This is a genomic window from Pseudonocardia hispaniensis (assembly GCF_042658695.1).
GTDB lineage: Bacteria > Actinomycetota > Actinomycetes > Mycobacteriales > Pseudonocardiaceae > Pseudonocardia > Pseudonocardia hispaniensis.
In genome coordinates this window covers 128,254-146,960 of the sequence record NZ_JBHSQW010000025.1, presented here as the reverse complement: position 1 = coordinate 146,960, position 18,707 = coordinate 128,254, and the positions used below count along the sequence as shown (strand labels likewise).

General features: G+C 72.0%; 16 protein-coding genes. 9 read left to right on the top strand and 7 right to left on the bottom strand.

Going from position 1 to position 18,707, the window contains the following annotated elements:
• Positions 1 to 319: 319 nt before the first annotated feature.
• From ACFQE5_RS11370 to ACFQE5_RS11360, 3 genes are all read right to left on the bottom strand, one after another.
• Entirely contained in the window at positions 320 to 1,159 is an 840-nt protein-coding gene (locus ACFQE5_RS11370; RefSeq protein ID WP_379584829.1) for a molybdate ABC transporter substrate-binding protein, read from the bottom strand.
• A 28-nt stretch (positions 1,160 to 1,187) separates the two neighbouring features.
• Entirely contained in the window at positions 1,188 to 1,529 is a 342-nt protein-coding gene (locus ACFQE5_RS11365) for a DsrE family protein (RefSeq protein WP_379584828.1), read from the bottom strand.
• 98 nt (positions 1,530 to 1,627) lie between these two features.
• On the bottom strand, positions 1,628 to 2,473 hold the full coding sequence (locus tag ACFQE5_RS11360; protein WP_379584827.1) for a helix-turn-helix transcriptional regulator: 846 nt from the start codon (positions 2,471 to 2,473) through the stop codon (positions 1,628 to 1,630).
• Positions 2,474 to 2,792: 319 nt separating this feature from the next.
• On the opposite strand from ACFQE5_RS11360, the gene ACFQE5_RS11355 reads away from it, so the two are divergent.
• From ACFQE5_RS11355 to ACFQE5_RS11345, 3 genes are all read left to right on the top strand, one after another.
• Positions 2,793 to 4,277: an SLC13 family permease gene (locus tag ACFQE5_RS11355; RefSeq protein ID WP_379584826.1), complete on the top strand. Its 1,485-nt coding sequence runs from the start codon at positions 2,793 to 2,795 to the stop codon at positions 4,275 to 4,277.
• Positions 4,278 to 4,408: 131 nt separating this feature from the next.
• Positions 4,409 to 7,084, top strand: coding sequence for a PEP/pyruvate-binding domain-containing protein (locus ACFQE5_RS11350; protein WP_379584825.1), 2,676 nt, complete (start codon positions 4,409 to 4,411; stop codon positions 7,082 to 7,084).
• A 694-nt stretch (positions 7,085 to 7,778) separates the two neighbouring features.
• Positions 7,779 to 8,390, top strand: a complete 612-nt coding sequence (locus tag ACFQE5_RS11345) for a MarR family winged helix-turn-helix transcriptional regulator (protein WP_379584824.1) — start codon at positions 7,779 to 7,781, stop codon at positions 8,388 to 8,390.
• A 14-nt stretch (positions 8,391 to 8,404) separates the two neighbouring features.
• Here the strand turns inward: ACFQE5_RS11345 and ACFQE5_RS11340 are convergent, their stop codons facing one another.
• The 3 genes from ACFQE5_RS11340 to ACFQE5_RS11330 all read right to left on the bottom strand — a co-directional run bounded on the left by ACFQE5_RS11340 (position 8,405) and on the right by ACFQE5_RS11330 (position 11,397).
• Positions 8,405 to 9,943 carry a GDSL-type esterase/lipase family protein gene (locus ACFQE5_RS11340; RefSeq protein ID WP_379584823.1) on the bottom strand — a complete coding sequence of 513 codons (1,539 nt, stop codon included), beginning with the start codon at positions 9,941 to 9,943 and terminating at the stop codon, positions 8,405 to 8,407.
• A gap of 48 nt (positions 9,944 to 9,991) precedes the next feature.
• Positions 9,992 to 10,288 (bottom strand): DUF3099 domain-containing protein, encoded by a 297-nt coding sequence (locus ACFQE5_RS11335; protein WP_379584822.1) that lies wholly within the window; start codon positions 10,286 to 10,288, stop codon positions 9,992 to 9,994.
• Positions 10,289 to 10,449: 161 nt separating this feature from the next.
• Positions 10,450 to 11,397: a LysR family transcriptional regulator gene (locus ACFQE5_RS11330; RefSeq protein ID WP_379584821.1), complete on the bottom strand. Its 948-nt coding sequence runs from the start codon at positions 11,395 to 11,397 to the stop codon at positions 10,450 to 10,452.
• Positions 11,398 to 11,511: 114 nt separating this feature from the next.
• On the opposite strand from ACFQE5_RS11330, the gene ACFQE5_RS11325 reads away from it, so the two are divergent.
• Genes ACFQE5_RS11325 through ACFQE5_RS11300 form a run of 6 tightly spaced genes read left to right on the top strand, consistent with a single transcriptional unit; the run spans position 11,512 to position 18,152 of the window.
• Entirely contained in the window at positions 11,512 to 12,402 is an 891-nt protein-coding gene (locus tag ACFQE5_RS11325; RefSeq protein WP_379584820.1) for an FAD binding domain-containing protein, read from the top strand.
• A gap of 2 nt (positions 12,403 to 12,404) precedes the next feature.
• Positions 12,405 to 12,884 carry a (2Fe-2S)-binding protein gene (locus ACFQE5_RS11320; protein ID WP_379584819.1) on the top strand — a complete coding sequence of 160 codons (480 nt, stop codon included), beginning with the start codon at positions 12,405 to 12,407 and terminating at the stop codon, positions 12,882 to 12,884.
• Positions 12,881 to 15,283 (top strand): aerobic carbon-monoxide dehydrogenase large subunit, encoded by a 2,403-nt coding sequence (locus tag ACFQE5_RS11315; protein ID WP_379584818.1) that lies wholly within the window; start codon positions 12,881 to 12,883, stop codon positions 15,281 to 15,283. Before ACFQE5_RS11320 ends, ACFQE5_RS11315 begins: the two co-directional genes overlap by 4 nt.
• Positions 15,284 to 15,286: 3 nt before the next feature.
• Entirely contained in the window at positions 15,287 to 16,054 is a 768-nt protein-coding gene (locus ACFQE5_RS11310; protein ID WP_379584817.1) for an XdhC family protein, read from the top strand.
• Positions 16,051 to 16,917, top strand: a complete 867-nt coding sequence (locus tag ACFQE5_RS11305; protein ID WP_379584816.1) for an AAA family ATPase — start codon at positions 16,051 to 16,053, stop codon at positions 16,915 to 16,917. The genes ACFQE5_RS11310 and ACFQE5_RS11305 overlap by 4 nt, the downstream gene beginning before the upstream one ends.
• Before the next feature lie 50 nt (positions 16,918 to 16,967).
• Entirely contained in the window at positions 16,968 to 18,152 is a 1,185-nt protein-coding gene (locus ACFQE5_RS11300) for a vWA domain-containing protein (RefSeq protein WP_379584815.1), read from the top strand.
• Here ACFQE5_RS11300 and ACFQE5_RS11295 read toward each other — a convergent pair.
• On the bottom strand, positions 18,137 to 18,622 hold the full coding sequence (locus ACFQE5_RS11295) for a flavin reductase family protein (RefSeq protein ID WP_379585063.1): 486 nt from the start codon (positions 18,620 to 18,622) through the stop codon (positions 18,137 to 18,139). The genes ACFQE5_RS11300 and ACFQE5_RS11295 overlap by 16 nt on opposite strands.
• Positions 18,623 to 18,707: the final 85 nt, after the last annotated feature.

Below are 18,707 nucleotides of genomic sequence, written 5' to 3'. Positions count from 1 at the left end.
GCGGGTGTTGCGGACGTTGATCGCGGAGCGGCGGCGGGCGGATCGGCGGCGGGCGGAGTTGCTGGCCGCGGCCCGCCGGCACCGCAACCACCCCGCGCCCGGGCTCCGGCGGCCCGCCGAGACACCGACCAGGTGAGGGGCGGCGCACCGGCACTTGTCATGTGCCGACCGGGCGGATCGTGCGGCAGCGGCCGGGGGACAAGCGGACGGCGGTCCGGCCGGTGCCGGGCGGCGGCACGCGGTGGCAGGACCGCTCGCCCGATGCCGGCTGCACGCCTTATGGAGCCATGATGTGCTGGGGGCTGGCCTGCGGAGCGCGTTATGGAGCCACGATGCGGTCCTTCGCGTCCGGGCCGACCTCGATCTTCTCGCCGATTGGGTGCCCGAACCCATATCGCCGGTAGATCTCGGCGCCGTCCCTGCAGAGGAACTCAATGAACGCGCCCGCCGCCTCGGCATGGCGCGCCTTGCGCGTCACGGCCGCGCTGTAGCGCCCGGTCACGTTGTGCTCCGGCGGAATCGGAACGATCTCCACAGCGGCGCCTCGCTCCTGGTGGTAGCGCGCCTCCGTGGTCCACAGCGGGCAGACATCCACCTGGCCGGACTCGAGCCAGAGCATGCTCTCGCGGTGATGAATCCGGGTCATCCGCGTCGTGCCCGCGGTGACCTTCCGCTCCATCACCTCACCCCGCAGGCCTACGCCGCCTGCGCGTTCGAGCGCCTGTGCGATCAGCTCGCCCACGCCTTCGGTCACCGGATTGGGCATGGCCACGCGGACCTCCGGACGGGCCAGGTCGGCCAGGCCGGTCACCCCGACCGGGTTTCCGGACGCGACCATGATCGCCAGGTCGTTGCTCGCGTAGACCCTGGGCGTCTCGATCAGGCCGTCGCGGTGCAGCGGCGCCAGGGCCGACGGACCGGCCGCGACGACGTCGGGGCGCACGCTCAGTACCAGCTCGCCCATCCGCAAGGCCCCGCATCGCGTCTGTTCGAGCAGCACGCCGGGTGGAATCGTCTCATAGAACACGCCGCCCACCTGCGGATGTGCTGCGCGGAACGCGGAGACGAGCTCCGGCATCACCATGAACTGGTTGCCGTTCATGAACAGCACGAGTTCCGCGGTGAGCGGATCACCGTGCAGGTCGGCGATCGCGTCCATCGGCGGCACCGTCAGCTCGACCGCGGCCTCAGACCCTGACATAAGCCCACCCCTGTTCCTGTCGCCGGACCAGCTCGCCGATGCCTGCGGAGACCGTGCCGACTCCCGCCCGCAGCGCGTTCTCCGCGACCCCGAGCCGTTTCATGGTGTTGCGGCAAGCCAGGACCTCGACGCCGGCGGCGGCCAGCTCCTCCACGCCTGCACCGAAACCCGTCTCGCCGGTGAGCAACCGCAGACCCGGGCCGTGTGCAACGAGACAGACCGCCGCGCCGGGCAGGTCATCCATGGTGTTGCGGACATTGCGCAGCGCCGTCTCATGCCCGAGCGGTTCGCCATCTGCCACGTGGAAGACCACTCTGCTACCGGCCATCCTCATCCTCTCGATCATCGGCGCGGGCGCTCGCGGCCCGCACCGGCAGGCTCGCCGAGGCCGGCGTTCAGACGCAATAAACACCCTGCACAAGTCCGCTACGCAGGTCGGACCTCAGGCTCGTCGGCCGGCTGCGCCTCGGCCTCCTGCGCACGGAGCCAGTCGACGGCGTCGGAGCGGCTCTGGACCCCGAGCTTGCGCGTCGCGTTGGAGATGTGCACCCGGACGGTGCCCTGTGAGAGGAACAGTTGCTTGGCGATGGCCCGGTCGGAATGACCGTCGCGCAGCAGCCGCAGCACCTCCATCTCGCGAGCGCTGAGCGGACCCGGTGAGCCGCGGCGCACGGTGATCTCCGCGGCGAGGCGGCGCGCGATCTCGGTCCCCGCCGCGGGATGCCGGCACGCGAGGTCGACGAGCTCACGAAGGTCCTTGTGGTGTGCGGCGCGGGTGGACCGGCCGGACTCCGCGAGCACGGCCTCGACCGTGCCACGCAACAGCCCGGCGAGCAGCCTCCGATCGCGTTCGGCGTCGTCGCGCCGCCGCTCGGCGAGCCGCAGGGCGCTGGCGGCGGTTACCAGCAGGCCGGTCAGGGCGGCCATGACCGCGATCAGCCAGACTCGGGGTTCGAGCCCGAACTGCTGGGCCCGGTGGGCCGCGCGGGCGCCGATCCCGACGGCGAGCGCGCCGAGCGCGAGCGTGATCCCGGGAAGGCCGTGTTTGAGTGCGAGTTCGAACGCCAGTAGCGGCAGGAGGAAGACCGCCGGACTGGACTCGGTGGTTCCGAGCGCCATCACGACGCCGATCCCCGCGATCGTGTCGGCCGCGCTGGTCCACAGCCCGAGGCGGGCGGCAGGTTCCCGCCGCAGGACAACTGCAGCGGCCGCGGACACCGCGAGGAGGTACAGCCCCGCGGCGACGGCGACGGGGTGGGGAAGATCGGACACCACCGGAACTACGACGGCCAGCCCGAGCCCGACGGCGGCTCTTGGCAGAACCAGGAGACGCTCGAGGCGATTCGTCATCGGATCCTGGGGAATGCGGCCCACCCTCGATCTCCTCTCCGCTCCTTCGCGAAGCAAGTTTTGCGACGACAGTGTGCGGGTCGGCGCGGCGGGTGTCGAAGGAGACGGCGGGCGGGGCGTTCAACTTGAATGCTGAACGCCCTGCATATTGCGGCTGCACGACAGTCGAAACGACCGTGTTCTGGATCACATGTCGAGTGCAGGTAGCGGACGCACGGGCGTCGGATCCGGAGGCTCAAGCATGGTAACCGTTGTCAGTAAGCCGGGCGCGCCCATTCGCGGCGAGGCCGGCAAGGAAGCACGAATCGACTTTCCGATCGGCAAGGCGGTCGGTCTCCTCCTGGCGTTCGGGGTCATGCTCGCGGCACGTTTCGGCCCGGCGTTGCCCGGACTCTCGGCGGAGGGTCAGGTCATCCTCGGGGTCTTCCTGTGGTTCGTCATCTGCCTCGCGACGGACGCCCTCCCGCAGGCCGTTGTCGGTGTCGGGGCGCCACTGTTCGCCGTCGTGCTGGGCGGCGTCCCGATCCCGATGGCGTTCGGCGCGTTTTCGGGGGACGTGTTCTTCCTTGCCTTCGGGGCATTCGTGCTCGTCGCGGCCATGATCGGATCCGGTCTGGGGAAGCGGATCGCGTTCGGGATCGTCGCGTTCGTCCGCTCGACCCGGGCGTCGCGCATTCTGGGTTCGCTGATGGGCGCGGGGACGCTGCTGCACGCGGTGCTGCCCACCGTCAGCGAGACCGCGCTCTTTCTGCCCATTTCACGTTGTCTCGGCGAGATTTCCGACGGCCAACGTTCCCGCCCGCTCGACCGTGCGCACTCCGCGACCGTGCTGACCGTTGCCGGGTTGGTGCCACTGTTCGCCGGTGTCTTCTTCCTCACCGCCGGGGTTCCGAACCTGGTGCTGACCGGACTCTTGAAGTCTTCGTACGGGATCGAGGTCACCTGGCTGGACTGGCTGGTCTTCAACCTGCCTCTGTGGGGTTTGATCCCGATCCTGTTCTTCATCATCCGGCGGTGGTTCCGCATGTCGGAGGTGGAGGTCCCGAACGCCACGACGCGGCTGCCGCAGATGCGCGCCGAACTCGGGCCCTTCAGCCGTCCCGAGATCTGGACCCTGGTGACCGTTGCGGTCGGCTTCGTGCTGTGGGTGACGGAGCCGCTGCACCACATCTCGACCGGCATGGTTTCGGTGATCATGGCGCTGCTGCTGCTCGCTCCGTGGACCGGGATCTCATTCCAGCAGCACGGCAAGCACATGATGTGGCAGGTTCTGTTCCTCATCGGTGGCGCAATCTCGATGGGGGACCTGCTCTACAAGACCGGCGGGGTCACCTGGCTCGCCGACTTCCTGGTCGGGCCGATCACACGGTCCGGCCTGCATCATCCAGTGCTGGTGGTGCTCGTGCTGGCGTTCGCGCTGCATATCGCCCGGGCCGGGGTGCTGAGCGGGGGAGCGATGGCCGCCGCGTTCGTGCCGCTGGCCATCGCGCTTGCACCCGCGCTCGATCTCAGCGTTCTGCCGTTCTCGTTGATTCTCGTGAACGCGCTGAACTTCGCGATCTTCGTGCCGATCTCGGCGGTGGCCGTCCTCGTCGCGTTCGAGGCTTCGGGGCTGAAATGGGGGGAGATGATGCGGCTTGGCGCCCTGATCTCGATCGTGGCGAACGTCTACCTCGTTCTCACTCAGAGCCTGTGGATGGACCTGCTCGGCTACCCGCTGCGATGAGACGGCGCTGTGGGCTGCGGGCGCGTTATGGCTCCATCACGCGTGGCAGGCGGGCTGGGGCCGGGATCGCCGCGGGGTGGGAACTTTTCATCCTATGTTGAACTTCGGGTCGGGCGGCGTTACCGTCAACCATGGTCAGCGCGGAGTCGCCCGTCGTCGCTGCAGCTCGCCCGCTGGTCCTGGATCTCGCCCACGTCACCGCCGCGTCGTGGGCTCAGGTCGGTGGCAAGGCCGCTCATCTCGGCGAGCTGCTCGCGGCGGGGCTGGCGGTGCCGCCCGGCTTCTGCATCACCACCGACGCGTACGCCCAGGTCGCTGACGTGGCCGGACTGAGCGAGCGGCTCGCCGGACCGATCACCGCCGGCCAGGCCACCGCGCTGCGCGAGCGGTTGCTCGCCGCGCCGATCCCGTCGCGGGTTCGCGCACAGGTTGCGGCCGCCTACGCCGGCCTCGGCCCCGACGTCCCGGTCGCCGTCCGTTCCTCGGCGACCGCGGAGGACCTGCCCGAGGCGAGCTTCGCCGGACAGCAGGACACCTCGCTCAACATCGTGGGCACGGCCGCGCTGCTCGAGGCGGTGCGGTCCTGCTGGGCATCGCTGTGGACCGAGCGGGCCGTCAGCTACCGCGCCACGGCCGGGATCGACCAGGCCGCGGTCCGGCTCGCCGTCGTCGTTCAGGTGATGGTCGACGCCCAGGTCGCCGGGGTGCTGTTCACGGCCGACCCGGTCGCGGGCACCCGCACCCGCACCGTGATCGACGCGAGCCCCGGGCTGGGCGAGGCCGTGGTCTCCGGTGCGGTCAACCCCGACCAGTTCGTGGTCGACACGCCGACCGGGCGGATCGTGCGGCAGCGGCTGGGGGACAAGCGGACAGCGGTCCGGCCGGTGCCGGGCGGCGGCACGCGGTGGCAGCACCGCTCGCCCGATACCGGACCCTGTCTCACGCCGGCGCAGATCGGGCAGCTCGTCGCGCTCGGTGTCCGGGTCCAGGAGCACTACGGTGCGCCGCAGGATCTCGAATGGGCGATCGACGCCTCCGGTGCGCTCTGGCTCACCCAGGCCCGGCCGATCACGACGCTGTTCCCGCTGCCCGAGCCCGTTCGCCCCGATCGCGTGTACTTCTGCCTCAGTCTGGCCCAGGGACTGGTCCGGCCGGTGACCCCGATGGGGATCTCGGCCGTGCGGGTCGTCGCCTCGATCGGCGCGCACCACATGTTCGGCACCCCGATCGGAGACGCCCGGCGCGGCCCCGCCGGCATCGTGACGGCGGGCGAGCGGCTGTTCGTCGATATCACCCCGGCGCTGCGCAGCCGGGCCGGGCGGGCGCTGGTACCGCGGGTGTTGGGGGTCATGGAAGCACGGTCGGCCGTGGTGCTGCGAGGGCTGTTCGGCGACCCCACCTACGCCGTCGAGCGGACCGCGTGGTGGCCCTTCCTGCGACGTGCGGCGCGGCTGTGGATGCAGTTCCGGATCCCCCTGCACCTGGTGCAGGCGCTCGCCTCGCCCGCGGCGGCCCGGCGCCGGATCCGACGAGTGGAGGCCGCCCTCGCCGCCATGGCGGAGGTTCCGCCCGGGCTCACCTCGGCCCAGCGGCTCGCGCAGGTCGAGCGGTTGTTGCGCGGGGTGTACCCGCTGGTCTTCACGGTCGTCCCGGTCCCCGCGGCCGGATTCGCCATGCTCGGGGTCGCGCGCCTGCTGGCGGGTCGGGACCTCGCGCCCGATGACGTCCACGAGGTGCTCCGGTCACTGCCGCACAACGTCACCACCCAGATGGACCTGCGGCTGTGGGCGCTGGCGGTGCGGATCCGGGTGGATGCCGAAGCGGCGGCTGCGGTCCGCGACAGGACGCCCGGTGAGCTGGCCGACCGGTATCGCCGCGGTGCGCTGCCCGCGGTCCTGCAAGAGGGTGTCGCAGAGTTTCTGCGGGCGCACGGACACCATGCGGTCGCGGAGATCGATCTCGGCATGCCGCGCTGGTCGGACGACCCGGGCTACCTGTTCGGCGTGCTGGCCGGCTATCTGCGACCGGCCGCCGATCCGGGTCTCGCCCCGGACGCCCGGTTCGCCCGGGGGGAACGAGCCGCCATCGCGGCCGTCGCGTCGGTGGTCGACCGGGTCCGGCGGCGCTCGCGGCTGCGGGCCACCGCCGTCGGCTTCGCCCTGGGCAGGGTGCGGGCGCTGGCCGGGATCCGCGAAACGCACAAGGACCTGCTGATCCGCCTGTTCGCCGCGGCCCGTGCCCAGCTGGTTCTGGTGGGCCGGGAACTGGCGGACCGGGGGTTGCTCGACGATCCGGCCGACATCGTCTACCTCGACCTGGTGCAGGCCGCCGCCGCGGTGGCGGGGGCGGACCTGCGACCGCAGGTCGAACGCCGGCGCGCCGCCTACGACCGGGAGCTGCGCCGCAGGCGGGTGCCGCGGGTGCTGCTCTCCGACGGGACCGAGCCCGAGGCGCTCCGTTCTCCACCGGCCGAGGGCGTCGGCACCCTGGTCGGCAGCCCGGCCTCGGCCGGGACCGTGACCGCCCCGGCCAGGGTGGTGCTCGACCCCGCAGACGCCGGGTTGCGGCCGGGCGAGATCCTCGTCGCGCCCTCCACCGACCCCGGTTGGACGCCGCTGTTTCTCACCGCGGGAGGCCTGGTCATGGAGATGGGCGGGGCCAACTCGCACGGTGCGGTGGTGGCCAGGGAGTACGGCATCCCCGCGGTCGTCGGTGTCCCGGACGCGACGGCGCTGCTGGCGACCGGGGAGATGATCACTGTTGATGGCGCGGCCGGGAGCGTCGCGCGCGTACCACCGCAACGCTGAGTGGATACCGGACGCACCTCACCGCCATTCCCGTGTGCTGTGAGGTCCGGTTCCGACCGCCCGCCGTCGATATCTCAGAGTATTCGCAAGCGAATGAATAAATGGTTCTCAACGATGCGCGCAACGACCGGATCCGGCTCAATGCGGCCACGGCGGTATTCGTCCGCTCGCATGTCCGAATGCCCGCTGGTGGAACCCTTCTCGTCAATGATCTTCCGGGCCGGCGCGGCCGGTGGACGGGACAGTCGGCAATGCCCCGGAGGCGCTCATGCCGTTCGGCACCGCGCCACCGCAGGTCGGAGCGCCCGCCGGACGGGAGCGCATCCGCGACGCGGCGGGCGGCGGACCGATCCCGTGGCGCAGCGCCGAGACAACGACGCCGTCCCGGACCCTTCATGCAGGAAGCGCCTGGTGGCCAGTTCGGATGCCGGCCCGAATGGATCGGTCGATGGTTCGGATCAGATGGTGAACGTGCGCCATCTGGTCGTCGGACCGCGCGGGCCCGCGCGGGCGCCTTCGGGACCGCCCGTTCCGGCGCCGCGCCGGATCGCCCGTCGTCGATATTTCACCGGAAATACGCGTACAAAATCGGCACCAGGGCATGGCGACCGGCGGCGGCAGCGGTACCACGCCGGTCAAGACCGACATCTCCCAGAGAAGGCCGACTCGGTCATTGATGGCTACTATTCTTCCCATGGCGGGCGGGCCCACGGCACGGCGGCGAGAGCGGGTAGAAGCGGCCGATTCCGTACGTGCAGCAGGGGTCGGTGGCGAACGGCCAAGTCTGCGGTCGGTCGCGGATCTTCTCGCCGACCGGCAGGCCCCCGGGGAAACGGTCGACCTGCAGGCGCTGACCACGGTCGCCAACATCCAGCGGACCGCGATGCGAATCCGGCACCACCTCGAGCAGGGTGTGCTGAAGCAGAGCGAGCTGACCTGGACCGGTTTCGTCGTGCTCTGGGTGCTCTGGCTGCACGGCGAGTTGCAGACTCGCCACCTGGCCGAAGAGGTCGGGGTCAACCGCAGCACCCTCAGCGGTGTGCTCGCCACCCTGGAGCGCCGAGGACTGCTGACCCGCCGCGCGCACGAGACCGAGGGCAGGCTCGTCATCGTCGAGCTCACCGACCGGGGCGGTCAGCTCGTCGAGGAACTGTTTCCACGGTTCAACGCCGAGGAGAGCTTCGTGGTCTCACCGCTCAGCGCCGACGCGATGCGTAGGTTGGGCAACTCGTTGCGCACCATCGGGGAGCGGCTCGACTCCGCGGAGGGGCAGCAGCGGCGCGCCCGTGGGCCGCGCGACCGCTGAGTGGGCGCCCCACCTCAGGGAGCCGGTTCGAGCAGCCGCGCAACGGCCGCGGCCATCCGCAGCGAGCCCACACCGGTGGGATGGAACGGGTGCGCAGCCGCGAGCCCCTGCAGATCGGGGCCCAGCGTGTCACCCGCCGATCCGGTGCACAGCGGGGCCAGTCCCGGCCGGGCGACGTCGAACCCGTATTTCTCGGCGCCGCTGCGCAGGATGGAGTTCAGCGCGGCGTTGCGGGCGGTCAGCAGCTCGAGTTCGTCCCGGTTGAGCCCGGCGACGCCGGGGGGACCGTGCGCGTCCGGACAGTCGGCGTCGGGGGCGAACACGTCGTACGAGGTCATGATCACGATCTGGGGCTGCCCGGGCAGCTCGGCGAGGTCCTGCAGCAGGTTGCCGTACTCGCGGTCGAACGCGGCGAGCCGGTAGTCGAACTCCCCCTGGGTGAGGTTGTCCGTGCAGTCGGGCACGCCGTAGCAGTAGGCCAGGAAGTCGGCCCAGCCCAGATCGTTGGGGCCGATCGCGACGACGACGAAGCGCACCCCGTCGACCTGCTTGAGCAGGCCGATCTGGGCGGGCACCGTCAGGTCCCCGCGCTGCTGCGGCCCGAGCAGACCCTCGGTGATCGTCGCGCCCGAGCAGGCGAGGGTGCGGACCTGGGCGGCGAGCAACCGGCCGAGCTCGTGGCCCAGCGAGTCGGCGCTGCGCTCGCAGGCGAGATCGGGCGGCGTGGCATCGGGGATCGGGGGCCCGCCCACCCGTGCCACCCGGGAGTCGCCGACCACGGCGCCGGTATAGCCGAACACCGTGGGCCCGACCGGGGCGGGCGAGACGTGGTGGGTGCCGACGAGATCGGAGAGGGAATGGACGTCGGCGAGTCCGCGCATGGTGCCCCGGTAAGCCAGTACCCCGCACGCCACCCAGGCCAGCGTGGACACGGTCAGCGCCAGCACGGTCATCCGCCCGAGTGCCCCCGCGCTGCGGTGCCAGATCTCGGTGCCGGTCAGGTGCCCGCCGCCGATCCGGCTCTGCCGCCGCAGCAGGGCCAGGATCCGGATACAGCCGACGGCGGCACTGGCCGCGAGGGTGATGGCGACCAGGCCGAGCGCGCCGAACGCGTACCAGCGCAGGAACCCGTTGATCAGCGTCGCCCGGGCGTCCTCGCGGGCCTGCCGGGTGCGGTCGGGGTCGAGCACCTCCGCTGCGGCCGCGTTCCGCTGCACCGGACCCAGCACGAGCTGCGGGCGCAGTGGGCCGTATACCTGCAGGCGCGGGATGTCGAGCTCGGTGTTGCCGATCTGGACCAGCTGCGCAGGTCCCGACACCGACGGCGTCGGCGTGCGGGCGCCGACGCTGATGTGCTGGCCGAGCGCGACGACCTGCTGGTTCGGGGTCAGCATGATCGCGGCCGGAACGCCGGCGAACAGGCACAACCCGATCAGCAGCAGCGTCGGCCAGGAACGAAGCTCGCGCAGGAGGGCGGCCGTACGCCGGAACCGACGGTGCGCACGCGACCGGCGCGGCGGCGGATCGGGATGCGGCTGCGTGGTCCTCAGCATCGGGCCGGCCCTGGAACGGCATCGGCGCGCATCACCCGACCCAGCCTCTCACGGCCGGCGGCGCCGGCTGCGCTCGTTGGCCAGGACGACGGCGACCCAGGGCAGCGGACCGGTCACGATCAAGATCGCCAGCCCGGCCCAGGGCGCCTGGAAGTACAGCACCGCGCCGATCAGCAGGCCGAGGAGGTGGACGGCCATCAGCGCTGCGTAGACCCGTTCCCGATGCCGCCGTTCCTCGGCCGGAGACATCGGCGCGTCGGTGATGACCGGTGCCCGGTGCCGCCGGAACCGCTGTCCGTGAGGGCCGTCGCATCCCACCAGCCATCCGCCTGCCGTGAGCCGCATCTCGGGTTGTGACCAGGAAAGCACAGCCCGGGGCGGAATGGGACATCGCGGCGGGTCGGACCTGCGAATCGGAGGCACCGGCCGGATCGTCGGGTGCGTGCGGACCTCGTGGTGCCTCTGCCCGCCAGGGTGCGCCACGCCGCGGCGGTCGCGTCGGCGGGTCAGCTCCACAGGGTCACGAACACCGGAGGCCGAAACCGCGACGGCGGGACCCCGGCGCCCGGAGCCCGCAACAGCTTCATCGCCTCCGGCGTGTCGAGGAAGCGGCGCAGCGCTCCGGCGGCCACCGAACGCCGGTCGGCCGCCAGGGTGGTCGCGTACCAGCTCAGCCCGACGGGGGTGCCGGCCAGCTCCACGACCTGAAGCTCCCGGCGGCGCAGCTGGTGGGTGGCCAGATGCGCGATCCCCGGTGCGACACCGCCGCCCCGGGCCGCGGCATCCCACGCCGCGGTCTGGTTCGGGTAGACACTGACCCTCGACTCCGGGATCCCGAGCGTGCGCAGCAGCCGCCCGACGTCGGTGCCGGGGTCGGTGCCGGACGGATCGACCAGCCATCGCCACTGCGTGGGGGTGCCGCGGGGCGGGTTCGCCGGCGCCGTGAGTACGACGAGCCAGCAGCGAAAGATCGGGTCGCTGACCAGGCCGAGGCCGGGGTCGGACCGCAGGGGCGGCCCGAGCGCGACGTCGGCGAGCCGCTGCGCGAGCAGCACCCCCATCTCCGCGACCCCCGCCACGCCGGAGGAGACCTCGACGCCGTTGCCGATCCGGGTGCCGAACGCCGCCGCGAGCGGGCCCGCGACGAACTCGACGATGTCGCTGGGCGCGATGAGCCGCAACTGATCGGGCGCGCCCTGCGCCGAGCGCACCGCGGCCTCGGCGTCGGCCCCCAGGCCCACCATCTGCGCGGCGATCGTGACCAGTCGCTTCCCGCCCTCGGTCAGCACCATGCCGTCCTCCCCGCGGATGACCAGGGGGTCGCCGAGGTGGCGGCGCAGGGCCGCGAGCGCCTGGGAGACCGCGGGCTCGCTCACCCCGAGCGCCGCCGCCGCCGCCCGGACCGAACCCAGCCGGGCGACGAGCACGAACGCGCTCAGCTGTGTCAACGTCACCCCGCACAGTGTGCTCGACCAGCGCATTAAGCGAAGGCTTATCCCGCTCTTGAACGCGCAGGTGTGCCGCATCACGATGACCTTGATTCGTCCAATCGGAGCACGGGAGGGCCCATGCAGGTGCCTGCCCAGTTCGAGTACGCGAGGGCGACCAGCGTCGAGCACGCCATCGACCTGCTGAGCCGCCACGGCCCGGAGTCCCGTCTCGTCGCGGGCGGGCACAGCCTCATCCCGATGATGAAGCTGCGGATCGCCAATCCCGAGACGCTGATCGACATCAACGACCTGACGGAGCTCACCCGGATCGGTGTGGACGCGGGATGGCTGCGGATCGGTGCGCTGGTCCGGCACGCCCACCTGCTGGACTCGCCGGTGGTCAGCGAGCATTTCGCGATCTTCCGGGACGCCGAGCGGGTCATCGCCGACCCGATCGTGCGCAACCGCGGAACCGTCGGTGGATCGTTGTGCCAGGCCGATCCGTCGGAGGACCTGTCGGCCGCGTTCAGCGCGGTCCGCGCCACCGCGGTCATCCGGGGCCCGCACGGCGAACGCACGGTGCCCGTCCGCGAGTTCCACGTCGGGCCGTACCAGACCGTCGTCGGCGACGCGGAGATCCTCACCGAGCTGCGGGTTCCGATCCGGCCGGGCGGTGGCAGCGCCTACACCAAGGTCGAACGCCGGGTGGGTGACTGGGCGGTGGCCGCAGCGGGCGCGGTGCTGTGGCTGGACGGGGACCTCGTCTCCGACGCCGGCATCGGGCTCACCGCCGTCGGCGCCGCCCATTTCGCCGCCGAGCAGGCCGAGGAGTTCCTGCGCGGCAGGCCGGCCACCGCGGAGACCTTCGCCGAGGCGGGCCGGATCGCCGCCGAGCACTGCCACCCGGTGGCCGACCAGCGCGGCCCGGTCGACTACAAGCGCCATCTGGCGGGGGAGCTGACCGCGCGGGCGTTGCGCCGGGCCGCCGCCCGCGCCGTCGGCGCCGCCGCCGAGACCGAGGGGGTCTGAGGATGCAGATCACGGTCACTGTGAACGGCACGCAGCACACCGCCGAGGTCGAGCCCCGGCTGCTGCTCGTGCACCTGCTGCGCGACCACCTCGGCCTGACCGGCACCCACTGGGGCTGCGACACCTCCAACTGCGGGACCTGCGTCGTCTGGCTCGACGGCACCCCGGTGAAGTCGTGCACCGTGCTGGCCGTGATGGCCGACGGGCACGAGGTCCGCACCGTCGAGGGCCTCGCGACCGCCGACGGGCTCGACCCCATCCAGCAGGCCTTCTCCGACCACCACGGCCTGCAGTGCGGGTTCTGCACCCCCGGGATGCTGATGACCGGCCGCTGGCTGCTCGACCACCACCCGGATCCGTCCGAGCAGCAGATCCGGGAGGCCATCTCCGGGCAGATCTGCCGCTGCACCGGCTACGAGAACATCGTCCGCTCGGTGCGCGCCGCGGCCGAGCTGTCGCAGGCGAAGGGAGCGCGGGCATGAGCGCGGAGATCGGGTCGACCACGGCCGCCGCGACCACACCGCGGGGCTACGGTCCGATGCGGCGCAAGGAGGACGCCCGGTTCCTGCGCGGCAAGGGCCGCTACCTCGACGACATCCGGCTGCCCGGGATGTTGCACGCGGCGATCCTGCGCAGCCCGTACGCCCACGCCCGGATCGTCTCGATCGACACCACCGCCGCCGAGGCGCACCCCAAGGTCAGGGCGGTGATCACCGGGGAGACCCTCGCCGGGCTGGGCCTGGCGTGGATGCCGACGCTCAGCCACGACGTGCAGGCCGTACTGGCCACGGACAAGGTCCGGTTCCAGGGGCAGGAGGTCGCGTTCGTCGTCGCCGAGGACCGCTACGCCGCCCGCGACGCGCTCGCCCTGATCGACGTCGAGTACGAGCCGCTCACCCCGGTCGTGGACGCGCGAAGGGCCCTTGATCCGGACGCGCCGGTGATTCGAGACGACCTCACCGGACGCACCGACAACCACATCTTCGACTGGGAGGCGGGCGACGCGGCGGCCACCGACGAGGTGTTCGCCCGCGCCGACGTCGTGTCCAGCTGCGACATGGTCTATCCGCGGACGCATCCGGCGCCGATGGAGACCTGCGGCTCGATCGCGAGCATGGACCCGGTGACCGGCAAGCTCACCGTGTACACCACCACCCAGGCCCCGCACGCGCACCGGACCGTGTACGCGCTGGTCGCGGGCCTGCCCGAGCACAAGATCCAGATCATCTCGCCGGACATCGGCGGCGGCTTCGGCAACAAGGTCGGGATCTACCCGGGCTACGTCTGCGCGGTCGTCGGCTCGATCATCACCGGCGCCCCGGTCAAATGGGTCGAGGACCGCTCCGAGAACCTGATGAGCACCTCGTTCGCCCGCGACTACCACATGCACGGCGAGATCGCGGCCACGAAGGACGGCAGGATCCTCGGCGTGCGGGTGACGGTGCTCGCCGACCACGGTGCGTTCAACGGCACCGCGCAACCGTCGAAGCTGCCCGCGGGGCTGTTCCACGTGTTCACCGGTTCCTACGACCTGCAGGCCGCGCACTGCACGGTCACCGGCGTCTACACCAACAAGGCGCCCGGCGGCGTCGCCTACGCCTGCTCGTTCCGGATCACCGAGGCGGTGTACCTGATCGAGCGGCTGGTCACGGTACTCGCGACCGACCAGGGCTGGGATCCCGCCGAGCTGCGGATGAACAACCTCATCCGGGCCGAGCAGTTCCCCTACACGACCCCGACCGGCTGGGAGTACGACTCGGGCGACTACCCGAAGACGCTCGGGCTGGCGCTGCAGCTGGCCGACTACGCGCAGCTGCGTCGCGAGCAGGCCGCGCGGCGCGCCGCGTACGAGCGCGGCGAGGCCGATGAGCTCATGGGCATCGGGCTGTCGTTCTTCACCGAGGCCGTGGGCGCCGGGCCACGCAAACACATGGACATCCTCGGGCTCGGCATGGCCGACGGCGCGGAGCTGCGGGTGCATCCCACCGGGAAAGCCGTGCTGCGCCTGTCCTGCAAGTCGCAGGGGCAGGGCCACGAGACCACGTTCGCGCAGATCGTCGCCGAGGAGCTGGGGATCTCCCCGGACGACATCGAGGTCGTTCAGGGCGACACCGACCAGACTCCGTTCGGGCTGGGCACCTACGGCTCGCGGTCGACACCGGTGTCCGGCGCGGCCGCCGCCGTGGTGGCCCGCAAGGTTCGGGAGCGGGCCCGGATCGTCGCCGCGACGATGCTCGAGGTCTCACCCGCCGACCTGGAGTGGTCGAAGGGACGCTTCCACGTCACGGGCGACCCGTCGGCGTCGACGTCGATGACCGAGATCGCGATGGCCGCGCATTCGGACCTGGAGCTGCCCGAGGGCGTGGAGGGGCATCTGGACGCCACCTGCGTCTACAACCCGCCCAACCTCACCTACCCGTGCGGTGCCTACGTCTGCGTGGTCGACGTGGACCCGGGTACCGGCCAGGTGAAGGTCCGCCGGTTCGTCGCCGTCGACGACTGCGGGGTGCGGATCAACCCGATGGTCGTGCAGGGGCAGGTGCACGGCGGGCTCGCCGACGGCATCGGGATGGCGCTGATGGAGGTGATGGCCTTCGACACCGACGGCAATCACCTGGGTGCCTCGTTCATGGACTACCTGCTGCCCACCGCGGTGGAGTGCCCGTCCTGGGAGCTGGGGGAGACGGTGACGCCCTCGCCGCACCATCCGATCGGCGCCAAGGGTGTCGGGGAGTCGGCCACGGTCGGCTCGCCGCCGGCCGTGGTCAACGCCGTCCTCGACGCCATCGGGGTGCGGCATGCCGATATGCCGCTCACCCCCGCGCAGGTGTGGCGGGCCATGCAGGGCCGCTCGCTGCGCACCGATCTGGCCATCGGATGAGCCGTGAGCGATGTCGGACTGGCCGGCCGCGCCGGCGAGCTGCGCCTCGGGCGCACCCCGTTCGTGCTCGCGACGGTGGTCCGTGCCGAGCGGCCCACCAGCGCGAAACCGGGTGATCAGGCGCTCGTGCTGCCCGACGGGACGGTGGAGGGCTTCGTCGGTGGTGTGTGCGCCGAGTCGACGATGCGGCTGGAGAGCCTGCGGATGTTGCGCGACGGCGAGTCCGGCCTGCTGCGCATCACGCCGGGGGGTGGCGGTGGGGACGCCCCGCCCGAGCCGGGGCTCCGGATCGTCGAGAACCATTGCCTGTCCGGGGGCAGTCTGGAGATCTTCCTGGAGTCGGTGCTGCCCGCCCCGCTGGTGGCGGTCCTCGGCGACGCCCCGGTCGCGCGAGCGCTGCGGCGGGTCGGCGCGGCCCTGGACTACGACGTCCGGCCGATCGCCGCCCCGGCCGGGGCGCTCCCGGCCGACGCCGCCGCGGTCGTCGTGGCCTCGCACGGACGCGACGAGGCGGCGGTGCTGACCGCGGCGCTGCGGGCCGGGGTGCCCTATGTCGCGCTGGTCGCGAGCCGGCGCCGGGCCGCGGCGGTGCTGGGCGGGCTCGACGTCGACGAAAAGCAGCGCCGACGGGTCCACGCCCCGGCCGGCCTCGATATCGGCGCCCGTACCCCGGCCGAGATCGCGCTGGCGATATTCGCCGAGTTCCGGCTCCTGACCGGCACGTCGCGGTCCGGTGATGGCGAGCATCCGCGGGCGCCGGAGGCGCCGTGAACGTCGACTCGCTGCGTCACGGACTGGAACGCACCGGCTACCTCGCCGACGACGGACTGGCCACGGCCCTGTTCCTGGCCGTGGCGCTGGGCCAGCCGATCCTGCTGGAGGGCGAGCCGGGCGTCGGAAAGACGCAGGCAGCCGTGGCGCTGGCGGAGGTGCTCGACACACCGCTGGTGCGCCTGCAGTGCTACGAGGGGCTGACGGCGGCCGAGGCGCTGTACGAATGGAACTACCCCCGGCAGCTGCTCTCGATCCGGCTGGCGGAGTCGCGGGGTGCGCAGCTCACCGACGATGACCTGTTCACCCCCGACCATCTGCTCGCCCGACCGCTGCTGGCGGCGATCAGCCATCCCGGTCCGCGGCCGGTGGTGCTGCTCATCGACGAGATCGACCGGGCCGACGACGAGTTCGAGGCGTTCCTGTTCGAGCTGCTCGCCGAGTCGGCGGTGACGATCCCGGAGCTGGGTACCCGCCGCGCGGTCGTGCCGCCGATCGCGGTGCTGACCTCGAACCGGACCCGCGATCTGCACGACGCGCTCAAGCGCCGCTGCCTCTACCACTGGATCGCCCATCCCGGCCCGGTCCGGGTCGAGGAGATCATCCGGCGCCGGGTGCCCGACGCGGCGGGCTGGCTGGCCGCGCAGGTGGCGGGGGCGGTGGCCCGGATGCGCAGGCTCGACCTGCTCAAACGCCCCGGGGTGGCGGAGGCGATCAACTGGACGAGTGCCCTGCACGTGCTCGGAGTCCGCGAGCTCGACGCGGTCGCCGCCGAACGCACACTCGGCGCCGTGCTCAAGTACGACGAGGACACCGCCACCGCCCGGAAGGCGGGCCTGGCCGCCCTGATCGCCCGTGCCTGACCCGCCCCCCGCGAGTCGGGGTATTCCCGCGACCGAGTCGGGGTATTTCCGTGACGGGTGACCTGCCGGCGCTGGCCGCCCGGTTCGCCGCCGCCTGCCACGCCGCCGGACTTCCGGTCGGACCGGACCGCGCCGAGCGGCTGACCCGCGCTGTGATCGCCGTCGAACCGGCCACGACACGCAGGCTGTACCACTGCGCGCTGGCCACCCTGGTCACCGACCCGGCCCACGTCCCGGTGCTCGACCGGGTGTTCGCCGCGGTGTTCGGCGGGCTCGTCGACGACGCAGAGTCCCGTGGGGACCCCGGTTCACCGCCGCTGGATCCCGCCCCGCCGTCGTCCGGTGATGGTGCGTCCACGTGGCCGGGCGCCGCCGGGAACGGGATCGCCCGCACCGGGCCGCGGACCGGTCAGCCCTCCGGCCGGAAGGTCCCGGTGGGCTCGGCGGCGAGCGCTGCCGAACGGCTGGCGTCTCGTGACTTCGACGCGCTGACACCGCAGGAGCTGCAGATCCTGGCCGCGGCGATGCGGCGGTTCGAGATCGTGACGCCGGTGCGCCGCTCGCGACGCACCCACCGCGCCGCGTCCGGTCACCGCATCGACCTGCGGGCCAGCCTGCGCGGGGCCCGCCGCACCGGGGGCGACCCGATCCGGCTGGTCCGGCGCCGCCGTCGGCCACGGCCACGACGGCTCGTCGTGCTCTGCGACATCTCCGGCTCGATGGAGCCCTACGCCCGCGCGCTGCTGCAACTGCTCTACTGTGCGCGCGTCGGTGCCCACGCCGAGATCTTCACCTTCGCGACCCGGCTGACCCGGCTCACCGGCGCGCTGGCGCGCACCACCCCGGCCGTCGCGCTGCAGCGGGCCGCGACGCTGCCCCCCGACTGGTCGGGCGGCACCCGGATCGGCGAGGCCGTCAAGCGGTTCCTCGATGACCACGGCGCTCGTGGGATGGCGCGCGGTGCCGTCGTACTGATCATCTCCGACGGCTGGGACACCGGCGACCCCGACGATCTGGCGGTGCAGATGGCGCGGCTGTCGCGGCTGGCCCATCGGGTCGTGTGGGCCAACCCCCGCACACGGCACGCGGACTATCGCCCGCTGGTCGGCGGGATGGCGGCGGCACTGCCGTACTGCGATGCGCTGGTCAGCGCGCACCGTCTCGATGCCCTCGGCGAACTGCTCGCGGCCCTGGCGGCCGAGCGGACCGGGAACCGTGCCTACCGGTTGCCCTGACCGCGGGCCGGGCCGGAGATGTCGGCGATCCCGTATCGGCCGCGGTAGAACAGCAGCGGCAGCCGCTGCGGGTCGGCACCGAGGTCGTGCACGTAGCCGACGGCAATCGTGTGGTCACCGCCGTCGTACTCCTGCCAGAGCGAGCAGTCGATCCACGCGCTCACCCCGTCGAGGATCGGTGCGCCCGACGGCGCGGGTCGCCATGCGACGTCGACGAACTTGTCCACTCCGGAGCGCGCGAACCCGGCGCTGTGGTGCTGGTGGTCCTCGGCGAGCACGTTGACGCAGAACCGGCCGACCCTGCGGATCTCGGGCCAGGTGGTCGACGTGCGGGCCGGGCAGAAGCTGACCAGCGGCGGATCCAGGGACAGCGAGGCGAAGGACTGACAGGTGAAACCGAGTGGTCGGTCGGCACCGCCCGCGGTGATCACGACGACGCCCGACACGAAGTGGCCGAGCACGTCGCGCATGACGACCGGACTCACCGGTCCCGGTGGGGCGCCGGCGCTCGACGGAATTCCTGACACGGGCCAAGGTTAGGCACCGCATGCTGCC